We start from the raw sequence: 17,558 nt of genomic DNA on the forward strand, positions 1-17,558 counted from the left end.
ACTTCCTCCTCGCTACCGTCGCGACCCAGGCCCCTGAACGAAGGACTCGAGTCACCATGACGACCAGCTCCCTGCCCACGACCGACCAGGCAGCGCAAGCGCCGGAACGCGCTGTGACGGGTGGTGCGCTGCGCGGCTCGCTCGGCGTGGCCAGCATCGTCTTCATCGTCGTGGCCGCCGCGTCACCCCTCGGCGTGATCGGGGGCCCCGTTCCTCTCGGCATCGCATTCGGCAACGGCGCGGCCTTCCCGTCGACGTACGTGGTCGCGACCGCCGTGCTGCTGTTCTTCGCAGTCGGCTTCACCGCCGCCACCCCCTTCGTCCGGTCCGCCGGCGCGTTTTACGCCTACGTCGATCTGGGCCTCGGGCGCGCCGCCGGCCTCGGCACCGCGTTCACGGCGCTGCTGTCGTACCTCACGCTCGAAGCCGGCGTCTTCGGCCTGCTCGGCCCCGGCGCGAACGCCCTGCTGCAGTCGTGGGGCGTGCCGGACGTGCCGTGGTGGGTCTATGCGCTGGTCGGCTTCGCCGCCGTCTCCCTGCTCGGCTACTTCAACATCGAGCTCTCCGGCCGGGTGCTCGCCGTCATGCTCGTCGCCGAGGTGCTGATCGTCCTCGCGCTCGACGCGGCCATCGTGTTCGCAGGCGGCGGCCCCGAGGGGTACTCCACCGCCCTCGCCGACCCGAAGACGCTCGTCTCCGGCGCACCGGGCTTCGCGATCCTGTTCGCGATCCTGTCGTTCATCGGTTTCGAGGCCACCGCCGTCTTCCGTGACGAGGCCCGCGACCCCGACCGCACCATCCCCCGCGCCACGTACATCGCCCTGATCGCGATCGGCGTGTTCTACACGGTCTCGAGCTGGGCGCTCGTGAGCGGCAACGGCCAGACCGGCATCGCGGACAAGGCGGGCCGCAACGCCGGCACCATCCTCGCGACCACCGCAGGCCGCTACCTGGGCACCGTCGGCGAGCACCTCATCCAGGTGCTGTTCGTGACGAGCCTCTTCGCGTGCATCCTGTCGTTCCACAACATCGCGACCCGCTACTTCTTCTCGCTCGCCCGCAAGGGCGTGATCCACTCCGGTCTGGGGATCGCGCACCCGCGCTGGGCGTCGCCGGCCCGCTCGTCGCTGCTCACGAGCGGGATCGTGCTCGCCCTCCTCGCCCTCGCCGTCGGGCTGCGCCTCGACCCGATCGCGCAGTTCTACACGTGGCTCGGCGGGATCTCCTCGGTCGGCGTGGTGCTGCTGCTCGCGCTCACGAGTGCCGCGGTGCTGGCGATCTTCCGTCGCGACCGCCGCGGTGTGAGCACGTGGCGGGCGGTCGTCGCACCCGTGATCGGCCTCGTCGGCCTCGTCGCCTTCCTCGTGGTCATCCTGCTCAACCTGCCGACGCTGGTCGGCGAGAAGTCCTACGGACCGCTGTCGATCGGCGTGCTGGTGCTGCTCGCCGCGGCGTTCGTACTCGGCCCGGTGGTCGCCCGCGTCCGCAAGGGCGCCGAGGTCGACTGACCGGACGGGACGACGACGACATGACTCAGCACATCACTCGCGGGGGCGCCGAGCCGGCGAACGACCACCGAGCCGGCACCGCTCGTCTCGGCGGGCTCAGTGCGGCGGACTTCAAGACGGCGTTCCGGAATCACGCCGCCGGGGTCGCCGTCATCACCGCCGACGCCGGCGACGGCCCGGTCGGTCTCACCGCCACCTCGGTGTTCTCGGTGAGCGCCGAGCCGCCGCTGCTCATCTTCTCCGTCTCGAGCAGCTCCTCAGCCTCCCCCACCCTGCAGCGCGCGGACACCGTGATCGTGCACCTGCTCGGAGCGGCCCAGGTCGACCTCGCCCGGCTCTGCGCGACGAGCGGGATCGACCGGTTCGCCGACCGGTCGATCTGGGATCGACTCCTCACCGGCGAGCCGTACTTCCCCGCCGCGCACGTCTGGATCCGCGCCCGCGTCATCGAGCGCATGGAGGCGGGCACCTCGACGGTGATCGCAGCGCATGCCCTGCAGGCGGCGCTCCCTGACGAGGACGGCGACGAGGCTCCGCTCGTGTACCACAACCGCGGCTACCACGCGTTGGGCCCGCACACACGCCATGACGGCTGACGGCTCGACCGGGCGGGTGGCCGCCCGGTCGAGCCCCGCTCCGCCGGTGACGGGATCCGAACCGGCGCCCGTCTGACTCCCGGCCACGAGACGGCGACGTTCCGGGTGCTGCGGCGGCGCGGCCGACGATCGGCTGCTCGGGCGGGCGCCCGTCCCGGTCAGGACCGGCCCCGCGCCTCCTGCGCCGCCCCGACGAGGCCCTCGAACAGGCCCGCGTCGCTGCTCGCCTCCGGGTGCCACTGCACGGCGACCTTGAACCGCTCGCCCTCGGCCTCCATCGCCTGCAGGACGCCGTCCGCGTCGTGCGCGGCCGCGACGTAGCCGGGGTGGCTGGCGACCGCCTGGTGGTGGTGGCACGGGGCGGTGAAGCCGCGGTGCAGCAACGAGGAGATGCGGGTGCCCTCCTCGAGCCGCACCTCGACCTCGCCGTAGCCGCTCGGCGTGCCCGAGTGGCCGGCGTGCCCGACGACGTCGGGCAGGTGCTGCACGAGCGCGCCGCCGGCAGCCGTGGCCATGAGTTGCATCCCGCGGCAGACGCCGAGAACCGGCAGCTCCTCCGCGTCCGCGGCGGCGAGCACCCACAGCTCCGAGGCGTCGCGGTCGTCGTACCAGGTCAGCACGCTCTGGTCCGGCTGCTCGCCGTAGAGCGCCGGGTTCAGATCTGCCCCGCCCGCGAGCACGAGTCCGTCGACCCGGGCGACCGCGGCCGCCGCCGCCTCCGCGGACGCCAGCACCGGCAGCAGCAGCGGGACCCCGCCGGCCCGCTCCACCGCGATCGCGTAGTCGGACGGCAGGAGGTCCGCCCTCACGTCGCGCCAGGTCCCCCAGGCCGCCGGCTGCCGGTAGGTGGTGATCCCGATGACCGGGGTGTGCGCCGCCGGCATCACGCGAAGTCGGACTCGAGGGGCGTCACGTACGCGTGCGTCAGACCGCCGTCGACGAGGAACTCGGTCGCGGTGATGAAGCTCGCCTCGTCGCTGGCGAGGAACGCGACGGCGTTCGCGAGCTCCTCCGGCTCGGCGAACCGCCCCATCGGGATGTGCACGAGCCGTCGGGCCGCGCGCTCCGGGTCCTTCGCGAACAGCTCGCGCAGGAGCGGGGTGTTCACGGGTCCGGGGCAGAGCGCGTTCACGCGGATGCCCTTGCCGGCGAACTGCACGCCGAGCTCGCGGGTGAGCGCGAGGACGCCGCCCTTGGAGGCCGTGTAGGAGATCTGCGAGGTCGCGGCGCCCATCAGCGCGACGAACGACGCGGTGTTGATGATCGAGCCGCTGCCTTGCTCGAGCATGTACGGCAGGGCTGCCTTGCAGCAGAGGTAGACGCTGGTGAGGTTGACCTTCTGCACGCGGTCCCACGCCTCGATGCCCGTCTTCAGGATCGAGTCGTCGTCCGCGGGCGAGATGCCGGCGTTGTTGAAGGCGATGTCGACGGCCCCGAAGCGCTGCTTCGCGAGGGCGAACATGGCGTCGACCTGCTCGGCGTCGGTCACGTCGACCTGCACGAACGCGCCGCCGAGCTCCTCGGCGATCCGGGGTCCGTTCTTCGCGTCGACGTCGCCGATGACGACCTCGGCCCCTTCGGCGACGAACTTCCTGGCGGTGGCGAGACCGATCCCGCTGCATCCGCCGGTGATGACCCCGACCTTGCCGTCGAGCTTGCCCATGTGGTTCTGCCTCTCTTGCGGTGACGTGCGCGCGGACGCCCGTCAGGCGTCGGTGCTGATGAAGACGTTCTTGGTCTCGGAGAAGGAGTCCGGGGCGTCCGGACCGAGCTCACGTCCGAGCCCTGACTGCTTGAACCCGCCGAACGGGGTCCAGTACCGGACCGAGGAATGGGAGTTGACCGACAGGTTGCCGGACTCCACGGCCCGCGCGACGCGGAGGGCGCGCCCGAGGTCCCGGGTGAAGATCGACCCCGACAGGCCGTACTCGGTGTCGTTCGCCTTCGCGATGGCGTCGGCCTCGTCGTCGAACGGCAGCACGGCGACGACCGGCCCGAACAGCTCCTTGGTCCAGACCGGGTCGGTGAGGGAGCGCGGGATCACGACGGTGGGCGCCATCCAGAACCCGCCTCCGTCCGGACCGCGTCGCCCGCTGAACGCGATGTCGGCGCCGTCGATCCCGGCGGCGACCGAGTCCCGCTGCTTCGCCGAGATCAGGGGGCCCATCTGCGCGTCCTCGTTCCGCGGGTCCGCCACCCGGAAGGACGTGACCGCGGGCTCGAGCAGCTCGAGGAAGCGGTGGTACGCGCTGCGCTCCACGAGGATGCGCGAGCGGGCGCAGCAGTCCTGGCCCGCGTTGTCGAACGCGCCGCCGGGAGCCGTGGCCGCCGCCTGCTCGAGGTCGGCGTCGGCGAAGACGATGTTGGCGCTCTTGCCCCCGAGCTCGAGCGTCACCCGCTTCACCTGGTCGGCGCAGCCGCGCATGATGCCTTTGCCGACCTCGGTCGAGCCGGTGAAGCACACCTTGCGGACGAGCGGGGAGGTCACGAACCGCTCCCCCACCACGGCGCCCTTGCCGGGCACCACGGTGAAGACGCCTTCGGGGATCCCCGCCTCGAGCGCGAGCTCGGCGATCCGGAGCGCGGTGAGGGGGGTGAGCTCGGCGGGCTTCAGCACGACGGTGTTGCCCGCAGCGAGCGCGGGAGCGAATCCCCAGCCGGCGATGGGCATCGGGAAGTTCCAGGGGACGATGATCCCGACGACGCCGAGCGGCTCGTGGAAGGTCACGTCGATGCCGCCGGGCACCGGGATCTGCCGGCCGAAGTGCCGCTCGGGAGCCGCCGCGTAGTAGGTGAGCACGTCGCGGACGTTGCCGGCCTCCCACCGGGCGTTGCCGATGGTGTGCCCGGAGTTCAGCACCTCGAGCTGAGCGAGCTCGTCGATGTGGGCGTCGACCGCCGCGGCGAAGGACCGCAGGAGGCGGGCGCGCTCGCCCGGCGCGATCGCCCGCCAGGCCGGGTAGGCGCGATGCGCGCGCTCGATCGCGGCATCCGTCTCGGCGAGATCGGCGAGCGTGACGTCCGTCACGGGCGCGGCGCTCGCCGGGTCGAGCACCTGGTGGACGCCGCCGGCGGCGTAGGGACTGGTGGGCAGGCGCATGCTCAGAGCCTCTCGAATCCGCGCTTGAGCTCCCAATCCGTCACCGCGGATTCGAAGGCCGCCAGCTCGACGTCGGCGTAGTTGAGGTAGTGGTCGACGACGTCCTGGCCGAAGGTGTCGCGCGCGATCGCGGATGCGGCGAGGAGCTCGCGCGCCTCGCGCATCGTGGTGGGCACGGTCGGGGCGCCGGACTCGTAGGCGTTGCCCCGGGTCTCCGGCTCGAGCTCGAGCCCCTGCTCGATCCCGTGGAGGCCGCCGGCGAGCATCGCGGCGAGGGCCAGGTAGGGGTTCACGTCCCCGCCGGGCAACCGGTTCTCCATCCGGGCGGCGTACCCGCGCCCGACGAGCCGGACCGAGCAGGTGCGGTTGTCGTGGCCCCACGCGACGGCGGTCGGCGCGAAGGAGCCCTTCGCGAAGCGCTTGTAGGAGTTGATGTTCGGCGCGTAGAAGAGCGTGAACTCGCGCATGGTGGCGAGGACGCCGGCGATGAAGGAGTCGTAGAGCGGGGTCGCCGCACCGGTCGCCTCGTCCCAGAAGGCGAGCGAGCCGTCGGTGCCGCGCAGCGACATGTGGATGTGGCACGAGTTGCCCTCGCGCGCGCTCGGCTTCGCCATGAAGGTGATCGACTTCCCGCGCTGCGAGGCGATGTCCTTCGCCGCGGTCTTGTAGACGGTGTGGTTGTCGGCGGTCGTGAGGACAGGGGCGTACTTGAACGCGATCTCGTGCTGGCCGAAGTTGCACTCGCCCTTGGCCGACTCGGGCTCGAGGCCTGCTGCATACATGAGGTTGCGGATGTCGCGCAGCAGCGGCTCGACCCGGCTCGAGCCGAGGATGGAGTAGTCGACGTTGTAGAGGTTCGCCGGCGTGAGGTCGCGGTAGCCGGACCGCCAGGCGTCCTCGTACGAGTCCTCGAAGATCACGAACTCGAGCTCGGTGCCGGCCAGCGCCGTGTAGCCGAGCCGGGCGGCCCGCTCGATCTGCGCCTTGAGCATCGCGCGCGGCGAGACGTGCACCGGCGTGCCGTCCTCGAGGGTGAGATCGCACTGGATGAGCACGGTGCCCGGCCGGTGCGGCAGGCGGCGGATGGTGTCGAGGTCGAGCTCGAAGACCATGTCGCCGTAGCCCTTGTCCCAGGACGAGATCGCGTAGCCGTCGACCGTGTTCATCTCGACGTCGACGGCGAGGAGGTAGTCGCAGCCCTCGGTGCCGTGGCCGAGCACGGAGTCGAGGAAGAACGCGCCGTGCACGAGCTTGCCCTGGAGGCGGCCCTGCATGTCGGTGAAGCCGAGGACGACGGTGTCGATCTCGCCGCCGAGGATGCCCTCGCGCAGCTGCTCGACGCTCAGCATGCGGTCGTTGCGGAGTGTCACAGGTGCGTTCTCATTTCAGCAGGCCCTTCAGGAGGGCGGCGGTGGCGGCGCAGTGGTCCTGCATGACGAATCGGGCTCGGTCCGCGTCGCCGTCGAGGATCGCCTGCACGATCACCCGGTGCTGCTCGTCCGAGCTCTCGATGTTCTTCTGCAGGAAGGGGATCTCGGCGAGGAACTGATGGATGCGCACCTGCACGGCGCCGCAGGCGCTCGAGAGCGCATCGGATCCGCAGACCGCGGCGATCGCGAGGTGCAGCCGCGCGTCGGCCTGCCGGTACTCGCTCGGCGAGCCGGCGCCCGCGAGGGCGTGGAGGCAGCCGGTGAGCAGCTGCCGCTGGTCGGCCGAGAGGTCGCTCTGCGCGGCGCGGTACGCCGCACCGGGCTCGATGACCGACCGGAAGACGGTGAGGTCCTCGATCTCCGCCTTCCGGTCGGTCCCCGTGATCGGCGCAGCGGTCCAGTCGCCGGCGGCGGTCTCGACGACGGTGCCGCCTCCGCGTCCCCGCGACGTCGAGACGAACCCGGCGGCCCGCAGCGCGCTCATCGCCTCCCGCAGCGTTGCGCGCGAGACGCTGAGTCGGTCCGCGAGCTCCCGTTCGCTCGGCAGCCGGTCACCCGGGCGGAAGATCCCGAGCCGGATCGCCGAACCGAGCTGCTCGATGCAGGACTCGAAGGCCATGTGGCCGCGCACCGGCCGGAGCACGACGTCGACGAGCGCCGAGTCCACGGCCGGGACGCCCGCGGTCTCCTCCGCCTCGTCCGGCTCCCCCTCGCTGCCGGTCATTCCTCCAGCAGCTCCTCGGCGTCACGGGTGAGGTGCACGCCCTCCTCACGGGACATGAAGTGCTTCCGACCGCGGGCGAACCACAGCACCGTGGCGAACACCGCCACGACGACGACCGCGATCGGCGCGTAGTTGAAGGTGTCCGCGGTGATGGGCGTCACGGGCGGCAGCACGAACAGGATGACGATGAGCACGACCCAGGCGACCGCGACCCAGCCGATGACCGCGCTCCACCTGCCGAGGTTCCAGACCGCGGGCACGAAGTCGCGGTCGAGCCGCCGCAGCAGCACCGGCGTCACGTACGCGATGTAGAGACCGATCACCGCGATCGAGGTCACCGCGAGGTAGGCGGTGAGGTTCACGAGCGCGGGGGCGGTGAGGACGGCCGCGAGCACGACGCACAGCCAGATCGAGTTCGTCGGCGTGCCCGTGCGCGGGTTGACCTTCGCCCAGAGCCGCGCGCCGGGGATCGCGTTGTCGCGGGAGAACGCGTAGCTCATCCGCGAGTTCGCGGTCACCGACGCCATGCCGCAGAAGAACTGCGCACCGCACACGATGAAGAGCAGGAACTTCGCGAGCGTCGGGTTGTTCAGCGCGTCGAGGAAGATCTGCGCCGGCGGCAGCCCGGTGGGCGAGGCGGCGAGCTTGGCGAGCCCCGCCTGCGAGCCGTTCTGGATCGCGGCAGTGATCGAGAAGAGCAGGATCCAGCCGCCGATGAGGGAGACGAGGACGCTCATCACGATGCCCTTCGGGGCCGCGATCGCGGCGTTCCTCGTCTCCTCGGCCACGTGCGCGGACGCGTCGTACCCGGTGTAGGTGTACTGGGACATGAGCAGCCCCATGAGGAAGACGTAGGGCCCGAAGGTCCAGCCGGTCTCGTTGTGCCAGGCCGTGAAGGTCCAGCCGGCGGACTGGTGGTGCGTCGGCAGGATCCAGAGCGCGGCCACGATGATGAGCACGCCGGCGATGTGCCACCAGGCCGAGACGCTGGACAGCAGCGAGACGAGCCTCACGCCGAAGGTGTTCAGCAGGCCGTGGACGACGATGAGCACGAGGAACAGCACGTAGGTGCTCACCGCGCCGACCGGCACGCCCCAGACGAGGTTGGCGAACGCCATCATCGTGACCGCCGCGCCGTAGTCGATGGCGGCGGTGACGGCGACCTCACCGAGGAAGTTGAACCAGCCGACGAACCACGCCCACTCACGCTTGTTGCGCTTGGCCAGGCGCCCGGCCCAGAAGTAGAGGCCGCCGGCGGTCGGGTACTTCGAGCAGACCTCGGCCATCGCGAGCGCGACGCAGAGCACGAAGACGCCGCACAGGGGCCATCCCAGGTCGATGGCGGACGGGCCACCGGACTTCAGCGCGATGTTGTACGAGGTGATGCAGCCGGCGAGGATCGAGATGATCGAGAAGGACACGGCGAAGTTCGAGAACCCGCTCATCCCCCGCCGGAGCTCCTGCTTGTAGCCGAGGGCGGCGAGGCCGGCGGCGTCGGCGTCCTCCACCTCGGACGGCGACTCAACACTCATTCGTGGCTCTTCCTCTCCATCGAGGGACCGGTACGGGGATCGCTGCCCATGCTGCCGAGGGCACCGGCCCTGCGTCAATGGTCTGAGTTCAGACGTATGGCGTCGGCAGGTCGGGCTCGCCCCGATTCCCCCGCGACGCCCGAGCCGGTTCGGCTCCGACGAGACCGAGCGGGCGGGCTTCTCCGGCCCGGGCCGGCGGTACGGGACTCCGTTCTGCGGAGAGGTGAGGAGCCGCCGTTGTCCGTGACGTGGTCAGTACGCCGGATGCGCCGCGCTCGCCGCTCCACAGCCAGGCGGTGCGAGCCGGCTCGCTCCTGATCCTCTCCGGCACGACAGGAGCCGACCCCGCCACCGGCGCCCTCTCGGACGGCCTCGAGGCGCAGACGCGACAGGCGCTGTCGAACTGCGGGGCGATCCTCGCCGCCGCGGGCGTCTCAGCGGCCGACGTCGTCGAGGTCGGGATCCTGCTCGACGACCCGGAGGACCTCGCCGCGATGAATGCCGTCTACGCCGGATGGATCACCGGCCCTCCCCCAGCACGGTTCGTCGCGAAGCTCGGCGTGAGCGTGCCCGACCTGCTGATCTCCATCCGGATGACCGCGAAGGTCGACTGACGAGCCTCGTCCAGGCGGCCGAGCCTCCGCGGACGTCGCCCTGCGAACAGGCCGGCGCGGGGTCCGATCCCGCGAGGTGGATCACGATGACCGCGGTGGAAGCGGGATCGCGCTCACCGCGCGACGGCGTCAGAACGTGATGACCGTGGCGCCCTCGAGGGTGAAGCGGACGAACTCGTCGCGAGCCACGCTCAGCACCACGCCGCGCGCCCGCAGAGCCGCCTCGGTGCCCTCCGCTCGAGCGGAGTTCACGCATGCGCCCACCCGCACACCGCTCGCGACGAGCGCGTCGATCTGGTCGTTGAACACGCCGCCGGCCTCGGTGCCGTCGCCGGCAAGCCGCCGCTGAGCCGGCCCGAAGCAGAAGACCTCGATCTCGACCCCGCGCTCGGCTGCAACCTCGGCGACACGCTGCGCGACGCGACTGCCCGTCCGCGGCGAGTCCGCGTCGTCGTGGAAGACGTGCACCACGGTCTTCGGTCTGGTCATGCTCATCCCCCCGACGTCGGGCTTCGATCGAGAAGTCCGGACTCAGGCTACGGGCGGCGCAGCTCCGCTGCCTCGCGCCGGCGGGAGCGCGAGGGGCTCACGGAGCATCGCTGCCGATCACGCCCTCTCGGATCGTGACCCACCTGGTGTCCGACCCTCCGAGCGCGCGCCGGTGATCACTTCCCCTTCAGCCGCAGCAGCACCTGCTCCTCGTCGGGGTACGCGTACGGCGCCGGCAGCGCGTACGGGTCGGACGCGGTCGGCCATCCGCTGATGGTCTTCGTCTCGTACTGGGACCAGCTCACCGATTCGGTCATCGGAACGACGGGCACCTGCGTGAGCATGACCTTCTGAAGCTTACTGACGATCGCGTGCTGCTCCGTCTCCGAGGCGCTCGCGTACTGGTTGAGCAGCCCGTCGACCGCGGGGTCGGAGAACCGCATGAAGTTCGACGTGGCGTTCTGGCCGAGCGGTGCGCTGTTCGCGCTGAGCAGCATCTGCCGGAGCTCGTAGTACGGGGCCGGGCCGCCGGTCTCGGAGATGTACGCCGCGTCGAAGTCGCCCTTGTAGAGGCGGGTGTTGTACGTCTGGCCCGCGAGGTCCTGCACGGTGAGCAGGACGTTCACCTGCGCGAGCTCCTGCTTGATCTCCTGCAGTGACGCGTCCCAGTCGGTGAAGCCACTGACCGTGAGCACGCTCAGCTTGAGCGGGTTGCTCGCGGAGTAGCCGGCGGAGGCCAGAAGGGCCTTCGCCTTGGACTGGTTCTGCGTGTAGTCGTACTGACCGGCGAGGGCGCTGTCGTACCACGAGCGGAACGTCGGCAGGACGATGCCGGACTGGTTCGCGGCCGGCTCGTAGCCGTTCTCACCGATCTTCGAGACCGTGCCGCGGTCCACCGCGTACGCGATGGCCTGCCGCACCGCGAGCTTGCTCGTCACGGGGTGCTTGAGGTTGAACGCCAGGCTCACGTTCGAGGTCGGCGGGAACCAGTAGTGGTTGTGCGCCTTGTCCCGGGCGACGTAGTACTTGTCGATGCTCGGGATGAACTGACCGCCCCACTGGGCCTTCCCGCTCGCCAGGTCCTGGTTCGCCGGGGCGGCCTCGGTGTACGCGGGATAGTTGACCGTCTTGACCGTCGGCTTCCCGTGCTGCCAGTAGGTGGGGTTGGCGGAGTACTGGATGTTCTGCGGCGTGCAGCGCGCGACCGTGTACGGGCCGGTGCCGACCGGCTTGGCGTCCGCGAAGCTGACCGGGTTCCCGACGGCGCTCGTCGACCAGATGTGCATCGGCACGATCGGGGTCTGATCGGCGATGTAGTAGAAGTACGGCTGCGCGGGTGCCTTGAACTGGAACACGACCTGGTCCTGGCCCGACTGCGAGACCGACTGGAGCCCGGACGAGGACCAGAGCGCGTTCAGGTCCAGCCCGGGGTCCTTCTTCAGGAGGTTGAAGGTGAAGGCGACGTCCGCCGCGCTGAACGGCTTGCCGTCGCTCCACTTCACACCGTGCCGCGTCGCGAACGTGAGGGTCTTGAAGTCGGTCGACCACGTCGCCTTCGTCGCGAGCATCGGCGTCTGCGCGGCGTTCTTGAGCGCGTTCACGAACACGAGCGGCTCGTAGGCGAACCCGAACGACTCGCCGTTGACCGCCGGGTTGAACGGGTTGAACCCGCAGGTCCAGGTCGCTCCGGTCGTGTTCGCGATGCTGATGACCGCGTTGGAGCCGGAGGACGCCCCGCCCGACGTGCACCCGGTGGCGAGCACGACCGTCGCGGCGACGGCTGCCGCGGACGCGATGAGGCGACGCAGCCTCGATGAACGGGATGACTGCATTGCTCGTCCTTCCTCACTGCTGACCGGACCGTCGCGACGAACCTGCGAACGCGGCTACCCCGAGGGGGGAAGGAGCTCGAACCGAGACATCGTCGTCGCGGGCAACCTAGCAAAGATAGATACGTCTCGCACGCATCTATTCGTGGAGACGCACCGACAGCCACTCGGGCACGCCCATCACCACGGTCGTCGCTCTGGGTTCCGCGGTGCGCATGCGGCGGGGTGCGGAGACCCGGAGCGCCGTGAGGGCTCCTCCCCGACGCCGGGCGAGGAGAAGGAGCGGTCGCGGAGCACCTAGCCGTACACGAACAGGAAAGGTGGCTGGCTCGGCAGGGCGTCCTCCAGCGCCTTGCCCGCGAGGAGCTGCGCACCACGCGCGGAGCCACCCTGGGGCGGCACGAAGCGCGCGTCGGGAACGCATCGCCGGACCTCCTGGTGGAACGGCAGCAGCAGCAGATCGCCGACGTCGAACAGCCGTCCGCCCCAGGAGAAGAGCGGTTCCCCCGTCACCGCAGCGACAGCGGTCCGGCCGAGTCGCCGCCCCGCATCCGCCCAGATCTCCCGCGCGACGGCATCACCCGCGTTCGCAGCGGCCGCGACCGGCCGCGCGAAGCCCGCGAGGACGTGGGCGGCGAGGGCGTCGCCGTAGATGCGGTCGACGAGCGTCGCAGGATCGCCGAACTCGGTCAGGAGCGCGGCGAGGAGGAGCTCCGAGCCTCCGCGCCTGCCGTCCCACGCCCGAAGGCCTGCGGCGATGCCCCTCCGTCCGATCCAGGCCCCGCTTCCCTCGTCGCCGACCAGGTACCCCCAACCGTCCGACCGCTTCCAGACGCCGTCCTGACCTCTCCCCAGCGCGATGGCGCCCGTACCCGCGGCGATCACGACCCCGGGGTCGCCGTTCAACGCACCGGCGTGGGTGGTGACCGAATCGCCGGCGACCACGACGCGCTCCGCATGCAGAGCCCGTTGGAGGGTGCGAGCGAGTCGCTCGGGGCTGTCGACGAGCCCGGGTATCCCGGTCATGCCGATGCCGATCGCGCTGACGGAGGAGGCACCGAGCTCGCGTCGCCCGCGCTGGACCGCGCCGATGACCAGGTCGGCGACGGTATCGACGTCGACTCTGCCGGAGAGCCGCGGGACCGGCCGGTCGATGCGGGACTCCATCTCCGAGCCGGAGGACGCGAGCCGCACCCGGACCCCACCACCGCCCACATCGACACCGGCGAGGACGCCCCCATCACCAGACGCGACCGCCACTAGTCGGTGTCCCTCAGCAGCTCGACGGCCGCGCGCACCCCGGTCGATCGGTCGAGCGCACCGCGAGCCTCGTCGACGCCCCGGCCCGACAGCAACGCCACCAGCGCCACGGGCGTGGATCCGTCCGCACGTTCGAGCATCTCGCGGCACCGGGCCTCATCCAGCCCGGTCGCCTCCGTGAGCACGGCGACGGCTCGGCGCCGCAGCTTGTCGTTGGAGGGGACGAGGTTCACCATCAGGTTGGAGTACACCGCACCGAGCCTGATCATGAGGGCGGTCGAGAAGGAGTTGAGGAGGACCTTCGTCGCCGTGCCCGCCTTCAGCCGAGTGGACCCCGTCAGGGCCTCCGGCCCGGTATCGGCGACGATCGTGATCTCCGCGTGCTCGCCGGCAGCCGCGTTCGGGTTGCAGGTGATCAGCACCGTGAGCGCGCCGAGCCTGCGCGCCTCGCGAAGCGCCCCGGTCACGTAGGCCGTCGCGCCCGAGGCGGTCACGCCGATGGCGACACTGGCGGGTCCGAGGCCGGCAGCATCCTCGCCGCCCGAATCCTCGGCGTCCTCCCGGTCGATCGAGGAATCGAACAGCGCCTCGGAACCCCCGGCGAAATGGGCGGTGAAGAGTCCGGGCGGGGCGCCGAAGGTGGGTCTGATCTCGGTCGCGTCGAGCACCGCGATCCGCCCCGAAGCCCCCGCCCCGAAGTAGTGGATGCTGCCGCCGGCGCGGACGCGTCGGAGGGTCTCCTCCACCGCCCGGGCGGTCGTCGCTGCCGCACGGCGCACCGCATGGACGCCGACGAGGTCCTCCCGGTAGAGCGCTTCCAGGATCTCGGCCGTCTCGGCGGAGTCGATGTGCGCGGTCGCGGGGTTGCGCGTCTCAGTGGTCAGGTCGCCGGTCATCTCGATCCCGTCACGGTCTGGGAGGCCACGTCGGTGGACGTGCGGAGCGCGCCGGCGTGGGCCTCGAACAGCCGGCGAGCCAGGGACGCGACATCCGTGGTCGGTCGCGGCTGCGCATCCGGCCCGCGCTCGAGGAACGTCCGCTCGATGTCGAGGAGCCGCTCACCCAGGCGCTGGTCGTGCTCCGCGCTCGGGGAGCGCACGGCCTCGAAGAGGCCGCGCGCCCATGCCGTCCAACGGTCCTTGTAGTAGCCGCCGACGAGGCCGGACCAGGTCCGCGCGGCGTAGTCGTCGAGGTTCGGCGGACCGGGCCGGTCCCACACGGTCACGATCCGACGAGCGTTGTCGCGCAGGATGCGCCGCTCCTCCTCGTCCTCGGCCCACGCCTCCGCCTCACCGACCCAGTGCTCGAGGGTGAACTCCGGGCGGCACGCAAGGAGGCGATCGAGGTCGTCGAACACCGCGAGGAACCGGCCGAGCGCCTCCGGCGTCTCGCCCGAGGACCGAGCGGCCTCCCGAACGGTCGCCACGAGGTGCTGGTCGACGACGTGGGAGAGCACCACCCGGCCGACCTCGATGAGGTCGTGGCCGAGCTCACCGTCGAGAAGCCGAGGACGTCGTTCCGCCTCCTCGATCAGCAGCCGCCAGGCCCGGACGAGGATCGCCGGGTCATACGGGCGGGATCCCCACAGGCGCGTAGCGAGACGGTCCGGTGCCAGGGTCTCCGCGTAGCTCGGCTTGGCCGTGAGGGCCCCGCGGAAGTGACCGGTCAGCACATCGAGGCTCGTCTCCTTGTAGACGCTCGAGGCGAGCGCGCGCCAGGCGTCCACCAGGTCCTCGCTCTCCGCCCCCGCGTAGCGGTGCCGAACGAAGTCCCGGAGCCAGTGATCGAACGGCGCAGGACCGGACCACGCCGCCTCTGCGACGCGCTGGAACAGCGCGGTGTTGTTCCTCGTGCCCTCCATCGCGAGCCCCCAGCCGATGGGCGGGTTGTCTCCCGTCAGCGACTCGTGGAACCCGTCGGCGACGGTCGAGAGGTTCCCGATCAGGTCCGTCCGGCCCCCGAAGTTGAGCAGTGCGCACCAGACCCACGGCTTCCCGCGGAACCGATCCGAGCGGTTCCACATCGGCTTCGTCTCGGCCCAGAGGTCGAGGATGAGGCTGTGCTCCGCCGGCATCGCATCGAGGAACGACGCGACGCGGTCCTCGGTCCAGAAGTCGTCCTGGAAGGAGAACGGCCAGGACTGGAGCACCCACACGGCCTGGGGGTCCGCCGCGACGAGGCCCGAGATGGTCGCTCGGGCGACTCGACCGGGGTGGGCCGGGTCGGCATCGACGGGGATCATCTCGATGAACGGGTCCGCGGCGTAGAGATGATCGGAGCCGAACGTCTGCATCTGGATCTCGGTGATCCGCCGGCACAGCTCCGCGTAGCGAGGGTCGGCCGGGTGGAGCACGTGCGTGGTGAACTCGTCCCACGTCCGCGTCCCGGTGGTCGGTCCCGCGAGCTGCGCCGGGACATGGCCGGTGAACGCAGGAAGCACCGGGGTCATGCCGAGGGATCGTTGACGGTCCAGCACCCGGACCGCGAGCTCCTCGTGCTTCCTGATCCAGGACGTCGGCAGCGGTCCTGCGAACGAATCGAGGCACCCCATGTACTGGAAAGGCAGATATCCCGGACCGCCCAGGAATGCGCGCACCTCTTCGTCGTTCAACCCGACTTCCGTGTAGACCCGATGAAGGACGGATTCGTGGCCGAGGACGTTCAGGGGCATCGTGATCCCGTTGAGGGCCATCCAATCCACCTCGCGTTCCCACTTGTCCCAGTCCCAGTACGCGACGGTGTAGCTGAAGGTGCAGAAGTTGAAGTAGTACCCCTCGGCGACCTCCGCCTGCCCTTCCATCGGTTCCGTGTCCCGGATGATCAGGGCGGAGACGGGAAGAGTCGTATCCCAAGAGATGGCGATGTGGCATACTGCCCGGAGATATGCATGCAATCCGACGGCGGCGCTAATCGGATCAGTGGCGCAGACAGTCAATATGGATTCGGACGCGGAATACCTGTACCGGCGGCCCTCCCCCGGCAGCTGCATGAATCGCATGGAGCTCGCCGCGCGTCCCGCGACTCGTTCAGCGAGGCCACGCACCGCGTCGCCCCATGGAGGCGGATCGACGCGGGGAGCATCGGTGAAAGATGCAGGCACGAGACCTCCGGAATATTTAGGACCGGTACATAACTATGGCTCACACTACCGCCGCGGTCCGGGGTCGACGACTCCCCCGCAGACGCAGATGCGGTTGAGCTCGTGAACCTCGGCGACCCGGCTCAGCGGGAGCGGGTCGTGGCTGCGGGCCCGGAGTTCATGCGCGAGGTGAACTCGTCAGCGATCCTGGCCGTCCTGCGCGCCTCCTCACCGCTGACCGTCGCGGGGGTCGCCCGATCCACGGCGCTCTCCCGGCAGGCGGTGAGCCGGGCGCTCGCCCTTCTCGAAGCGGATGGGCTCGTCGAGTTCTCCGACCCGGTGCCGAGCCCCACCGGGGCGGGGCGCCCCGCCCAACAGGTGCGATTCAGAGCCGAGGCCGGATACGTCGTCGGCGCTCACGTCAGCCTCGGGCGCGTCCGGTTCGGCGTCGGCACCCTGGTCGGCGAGGTCGTCGCCTCCGGCGAGGCGGAGCTCCCCGTGGGAGCCTCCGGCGAGGACGTCGCAACCGCGCTGGCGGATGGCGTCGACCGGCGCCTCCGTGACTCACGGCTGTCCGTGGAGGACGTCTGGTTCGCCACCGTCGGCGTGCCCGGGATCGTCGATGCGGCCGGCGACCGGATCGGCCTCAGCTCGAGCATGCCCGAGCTGTCGGGAGCCGGACTCCACCGGCGCCTGGGGGACGCCCTGCGGTGCCCCGTCCATCTGGACAACGATGTGAAGCTCGCGACGCAAGGGGAGCGCGCGCACCGCCAGAGCACGAGCCGACTGAGCGCCTCCCTGGTCTACATGCATTGGGGCCATCGGATCGGCGCCGGCATCGTGGTCGGGGGCCAGCTGCTGCGTGGCGTGTCGAACGACGCGGGCGACCTCGGATTCCTGGAGCTGCGAGGGTCGCAGATCGCGCCCGAACCGGCTCGGGCCCGGCTCGGGCCCTTCGAGAGCTGGGCCGGCGCCGGAGAGGCGCTGCGCCTCGCGCGGGAGAGCGGGTACGACCGCGACGGGTCCCGCGCCTCGAGCACGAGCCCCGACGAAGCGCTGGACGGGTTGATCGATGCGGCGATCGACGGTGACCGGCCGGCCGTCGAGGCCCTGCGTGAGGTCAGTCGACGTTTCGCCTTCGGCGTCGCTGCGGTCCGCGCGATCGTGGACCCCGAGCTCGTCGTCATCGGTGGCCCGATGGCCCGGGGCGGCTACCTCCTGCTCTCCCTCCTGAGGGACGGGATCGGCGTCCACGAGCTGAACCAGCCCGCTCTCGAGGTCTCGACACTCGGCGACGAGGCCGTCGTCCAGGGAGCCGTCCGTCACTCGCTCGGCGCGGTCGAGCTGCCCTACCACCGACGCCGCCGCACCCCCTGACCCACCGGGGTCCGGCCCGC

At 70.7% G+C, this 17,558-nt stretch carries 15 protein-coding genes; 4 read left to right on the forward strand and 11 right to left on the reverse strand.

Translation table 11 applies throughout. The features are described from left to right. The first annotated feature begins 56 nt into the window (after nt 1–56). Nucleotides 57–1,508: an APC family permease gene (locus QDR37_RS01310; protein WP_279711731.1), complete on the forward strand. Its 1,452-nt coding sequence runs from the start codon at nt 57–59 to the stop codon at nt 1,506–1,508. Between the two features lie 20 nt (nt 1,509–1,528). Then, nucleotides 1,529–2,104, forward strand: coding sequence for a flavin reductase family protein (locus tag QDR37_RS01315; RefSeq protein WP_279711732.1), 576 nt, complete (start codon nt 1,529–1,531; stop codon nt 2,102–2,104). A gap of 158 nt (nt 2,105–2,262) precedes the next feature. Here the strand turns inward: QDR37_RS01315 and QDR37_RS01320 are convergent, their stop codons facing one another. From QDR37_RS01320 to QDR37_RS01345, 6 genes are read right to left on the reverse strand one after another with little or no spacing between them, the layout of a single operon-like run. After that, on the reverse strand, nt 2,263–2,988 hold the full coding sequence (locus QDR37_RS01320; RefSeq protein WP_279711733.1) for a gamma-glutamyl-gamma-aminobutyrate hydrolase family protein: 726 nt from the start codon (nt 2,986–2,988) through the stop codon (nt 2,263–2,265). Continuing rightward, nucleotides 2,988–3,767: a 3-oxoacyl-ACP reductase gene (locus QDR37_RS01325; protein WP_279711735.1), complete on the reverse strand. Its 780-nt coding sequence runs from the start codon at nt 3,765–3,767 to the stop codon at nt 2,988–2,990. The genes QDR37_RS01320 and QDR37_RS01325 overlap by 1 nt, the downstream gene beginning before the upstream one ends. A gap of 42 nt (nt 3,768–3,809) precedes the next feature. Then, the gene (locus tag QDR37_RS01330; RefSeq protein WP_279711736.1) at nt 3,810–5,204 is read right to left on the reverse strand and encodes an aldehyde dehydrogenase family protein; all 1,395 of its coding nucleotides are present in this window, start codon (nt 5,202–5,204) and stop codon (nt 3,810–3,812) included. A 2-nt stretch (nt 5,205–5,206) separates the two neighbouring features. Continuing rightward, nucleotides 5,207–6,553 carry a glutamine synthetase family protein gene (locus QDR37_RS01335; RefSeq protein WP_279713531.1) on the reverse strand — a complete coding sequence of 449 codons (1,347 nt, stop codon included), beginning with the start codon at nt 6,551–6,553 and terminating at the stop codon, nt 5,207–5,209. 31 nt (nt 6,554–6,584) lie between these two features. After that, complete coding sequence (locus QDR37_RS01340) at nt 6,585–7,358, reverse strand: FCD domain-containing protein (protein WP_279711737.1); 774 nt, start codon at nt 7,356–7,358, stop codon at nt 6,585–6,587. Next, on the reverse strand, nt 7,355–8,890 hold the full coding sequence (locus QDR37_RS01345; protein ID WP_279711738.1) for an amino acid permease: 1,536 nt from the start codon (nt 8,888–8,890) through the stop codon (nt 7,355–7,357). The genes QDR37_RS01340 and QDR37_RS01345 overlap by 4 nt, the downstream gene beginning before the upstream one ends. Before the next feature lie 296 nt (nt 8,891–9,186). Between QDR37_RS01345 and QDR37_RS01350 the strand changes: the two genes are divergently transcribed. Continuing rightward, nucleotides 9,187–9,504 carry a RidA family protein gene (locus QDR37_RS01350; RefSeq protein ID WP_279711739.1) on the forward strand — a complete coding sequence of 106 codons (318 nt, stop codon included), beginning with the start codon at nt 9,187–9,189 and terminating at the stop codon, nt 9,502–9,504. Nucleotides 9,505–9,633: 129 nt separating this feature from the next. On the opposite strand, the gene QDR37_RS01355 is transcribed toward QDR37_RS01350, so the two are convergent. The 5 genes from QDR37_RS01355 to QDR37_RS01375 form a co-directional block, all read right to left on the reverse strand. Continuing rightward, nucleotides 9,634–9,993 (reverse strand): DsrE family protein, encoded by a 360-nt coding sequence (locus tag QDR37_RS01355; RefSeq protein WP_279711741.1) that lies wholly within the window; start codon nt 9,991–9,993, stop codon nt 9,634–9,636. Between the two features lie 176 nt (nt 9,994–10,169). Next, entirely contained in the window at nt 10,170–11,825 is a 1,656-nt protein-coding gene (locus QDR37_RS01360) for an ABC transporter substrate-binding protein (protein ID WP_279711742.1), read from the reverse strand. Nucleotides 11,826–12,119: 294 nt separating this feature from the next. After that, entirely contained in the window at nt 12,120–13,082 is a 963-nt protein-coding gene (locus QDR37_RS01365; RefSeq protein ID WP_347882082.1) for a BadF/BadG/BcrA/BcrD ATPase family protein, read from the reverse strand. Continuing rightward, nucleotides 13,082–13,978: an N-acetylmuramic acid 6-phosphate etherase gene (locus QDR37_RS01370; RefSeq protein WP_279711743.1), complete on the reverse strand. Its 897-nt coding sequence runs from the start codon at nt 13,976–13,978 to the stop codon at nt 13,082–13,084. Before QDR37_RS01370 ends, QDR37_RS01365 begins: the two co-directional genes overlap by 1 nt. Continuing rightward, entirely contained in the window at nt 13,975–15,882 is a 1,908-nt protein-coding gene (locus QDR37_RS01375; RefSeq protein WP_279711744.1) for an alpha-N-acetylglucosaminidase TIM-barrel domain-containing protein, read from the reverse strand. The genes QDR37_RS01370 and QDR37_RS01375 overlap by 4 nt, the downstream gene beginning before the upstream one ends. Before the next feature lie 438 nt (nt 15,883–16,320). Between QDR37_RS01375 and QDR37_RS01380 the strand changes: the two genes are divergently transcribed. Continuing rightward, nucleotides 16,321–17,538 carry an ROK family transcriptional regulator gene (locus tag QDR37_RS01380; RefSeq protein WP_279711745.1) on the forward strand — a complete coding sequence of 406 codons (1,218 nt, stop codon included), beginning with the start codon at nt 16,321–16,323 and terminating at the stop codon, nt 17,536–17,538. Nucleotides 17,539–17,558: the final 20 nt, after the last annotated feature.

This window comes from Amnibacterium sp. CER49 (assembly GCF_029846255.1).
Lineage (GTDB): Bacteria > Actinomycetota > Actinomycetes > Actinomycetales > Microbacteriaceae > Amnibacterium.

Coding starts and splice junctions, on each gene's coding strand:
- QDR37_RS01310 (WP_279711731.1), top strand. CDS start 57: ATGACGACCAGCTCCCTGCCCACGACCGACCAGGCAGCGCAAGCGCCG.
- QDR37_RS01315 (WP_279711732.1), top strand. CDS start 1,529: ATGACTCAGCACATCACTCGCGGGGGCGCCGAGCCGGCGAACGACCAC.
- QDR37_RS01320 (WP_279711733.1), bottom strand. CDS start 2,988: ATGCCGGCGGCGCACACCCCGGTCATCGGGATCACCACCTACCGGCAG.
- QDR37_RS01325 (WP_279711735.1), bottom strand. CDS start 3,767: ATGGGCAAGCTCGACGGCAAGGTCGGGGTCATCACCGGCGGATGCAGC.
- QDR37_RS01330 (WP_279711736.1), bottom strand. CDS start 5,204: ATGCGCCTGCCCACCAGTCCCTACGCCGCCGGCGGCGTCCACCAGGTG.
- QDR37_RS01335 (WP_279713531.1), bottom strand. CDS start 6,553: ATGCTGAGCGTCGAGCAGCTGCGCGAGGGCATCCTCGGCGGCGAGATC.
- QDR37_RS01340 (WP_279711737.1), bottom strand. CDS start 7,358: ATGACCGGCAGCGAGGGGGAGCCGGACGAGGCGGAGGAGACCGCGGGC.
- QDR37_RS01345 (WP_279711738.1), bottom strand. CDS start 8,890: ATGAGTGTTGAGTCGCCGTCCGAGGTGGAGGACGCCGACGCCGCCGGC.
- QDR37_RS01355 (WP_279711741.1), bottom strand. CDS start 9,993: ATGACCAGACCGAAGACCGTGGTGCACGTCTTCCACGACGACGCGGAC.
- QDR37_RS01360 (WP_279711742.1), bottom strand. CDS start 11,825: ATGCAGTCATCCCGTTCATCGAGGCTGCGTCGCCTCATCGCGTCCGCG.
- QDR37_RS01370 (WP_279711743.1), bottom strand. CDS start 13,978: ATGACCGGCGACCTGACCACTGAGACGCGCAACCCCGCGACCGCGCAC.
- QDR37_RS01375 (WP_279711744.1), bottom strand. CDS start 15,882: ATGGAAGGGCAGGCGGAGGTCGCCGAGGGGTACTACTTCAACTTCTGC.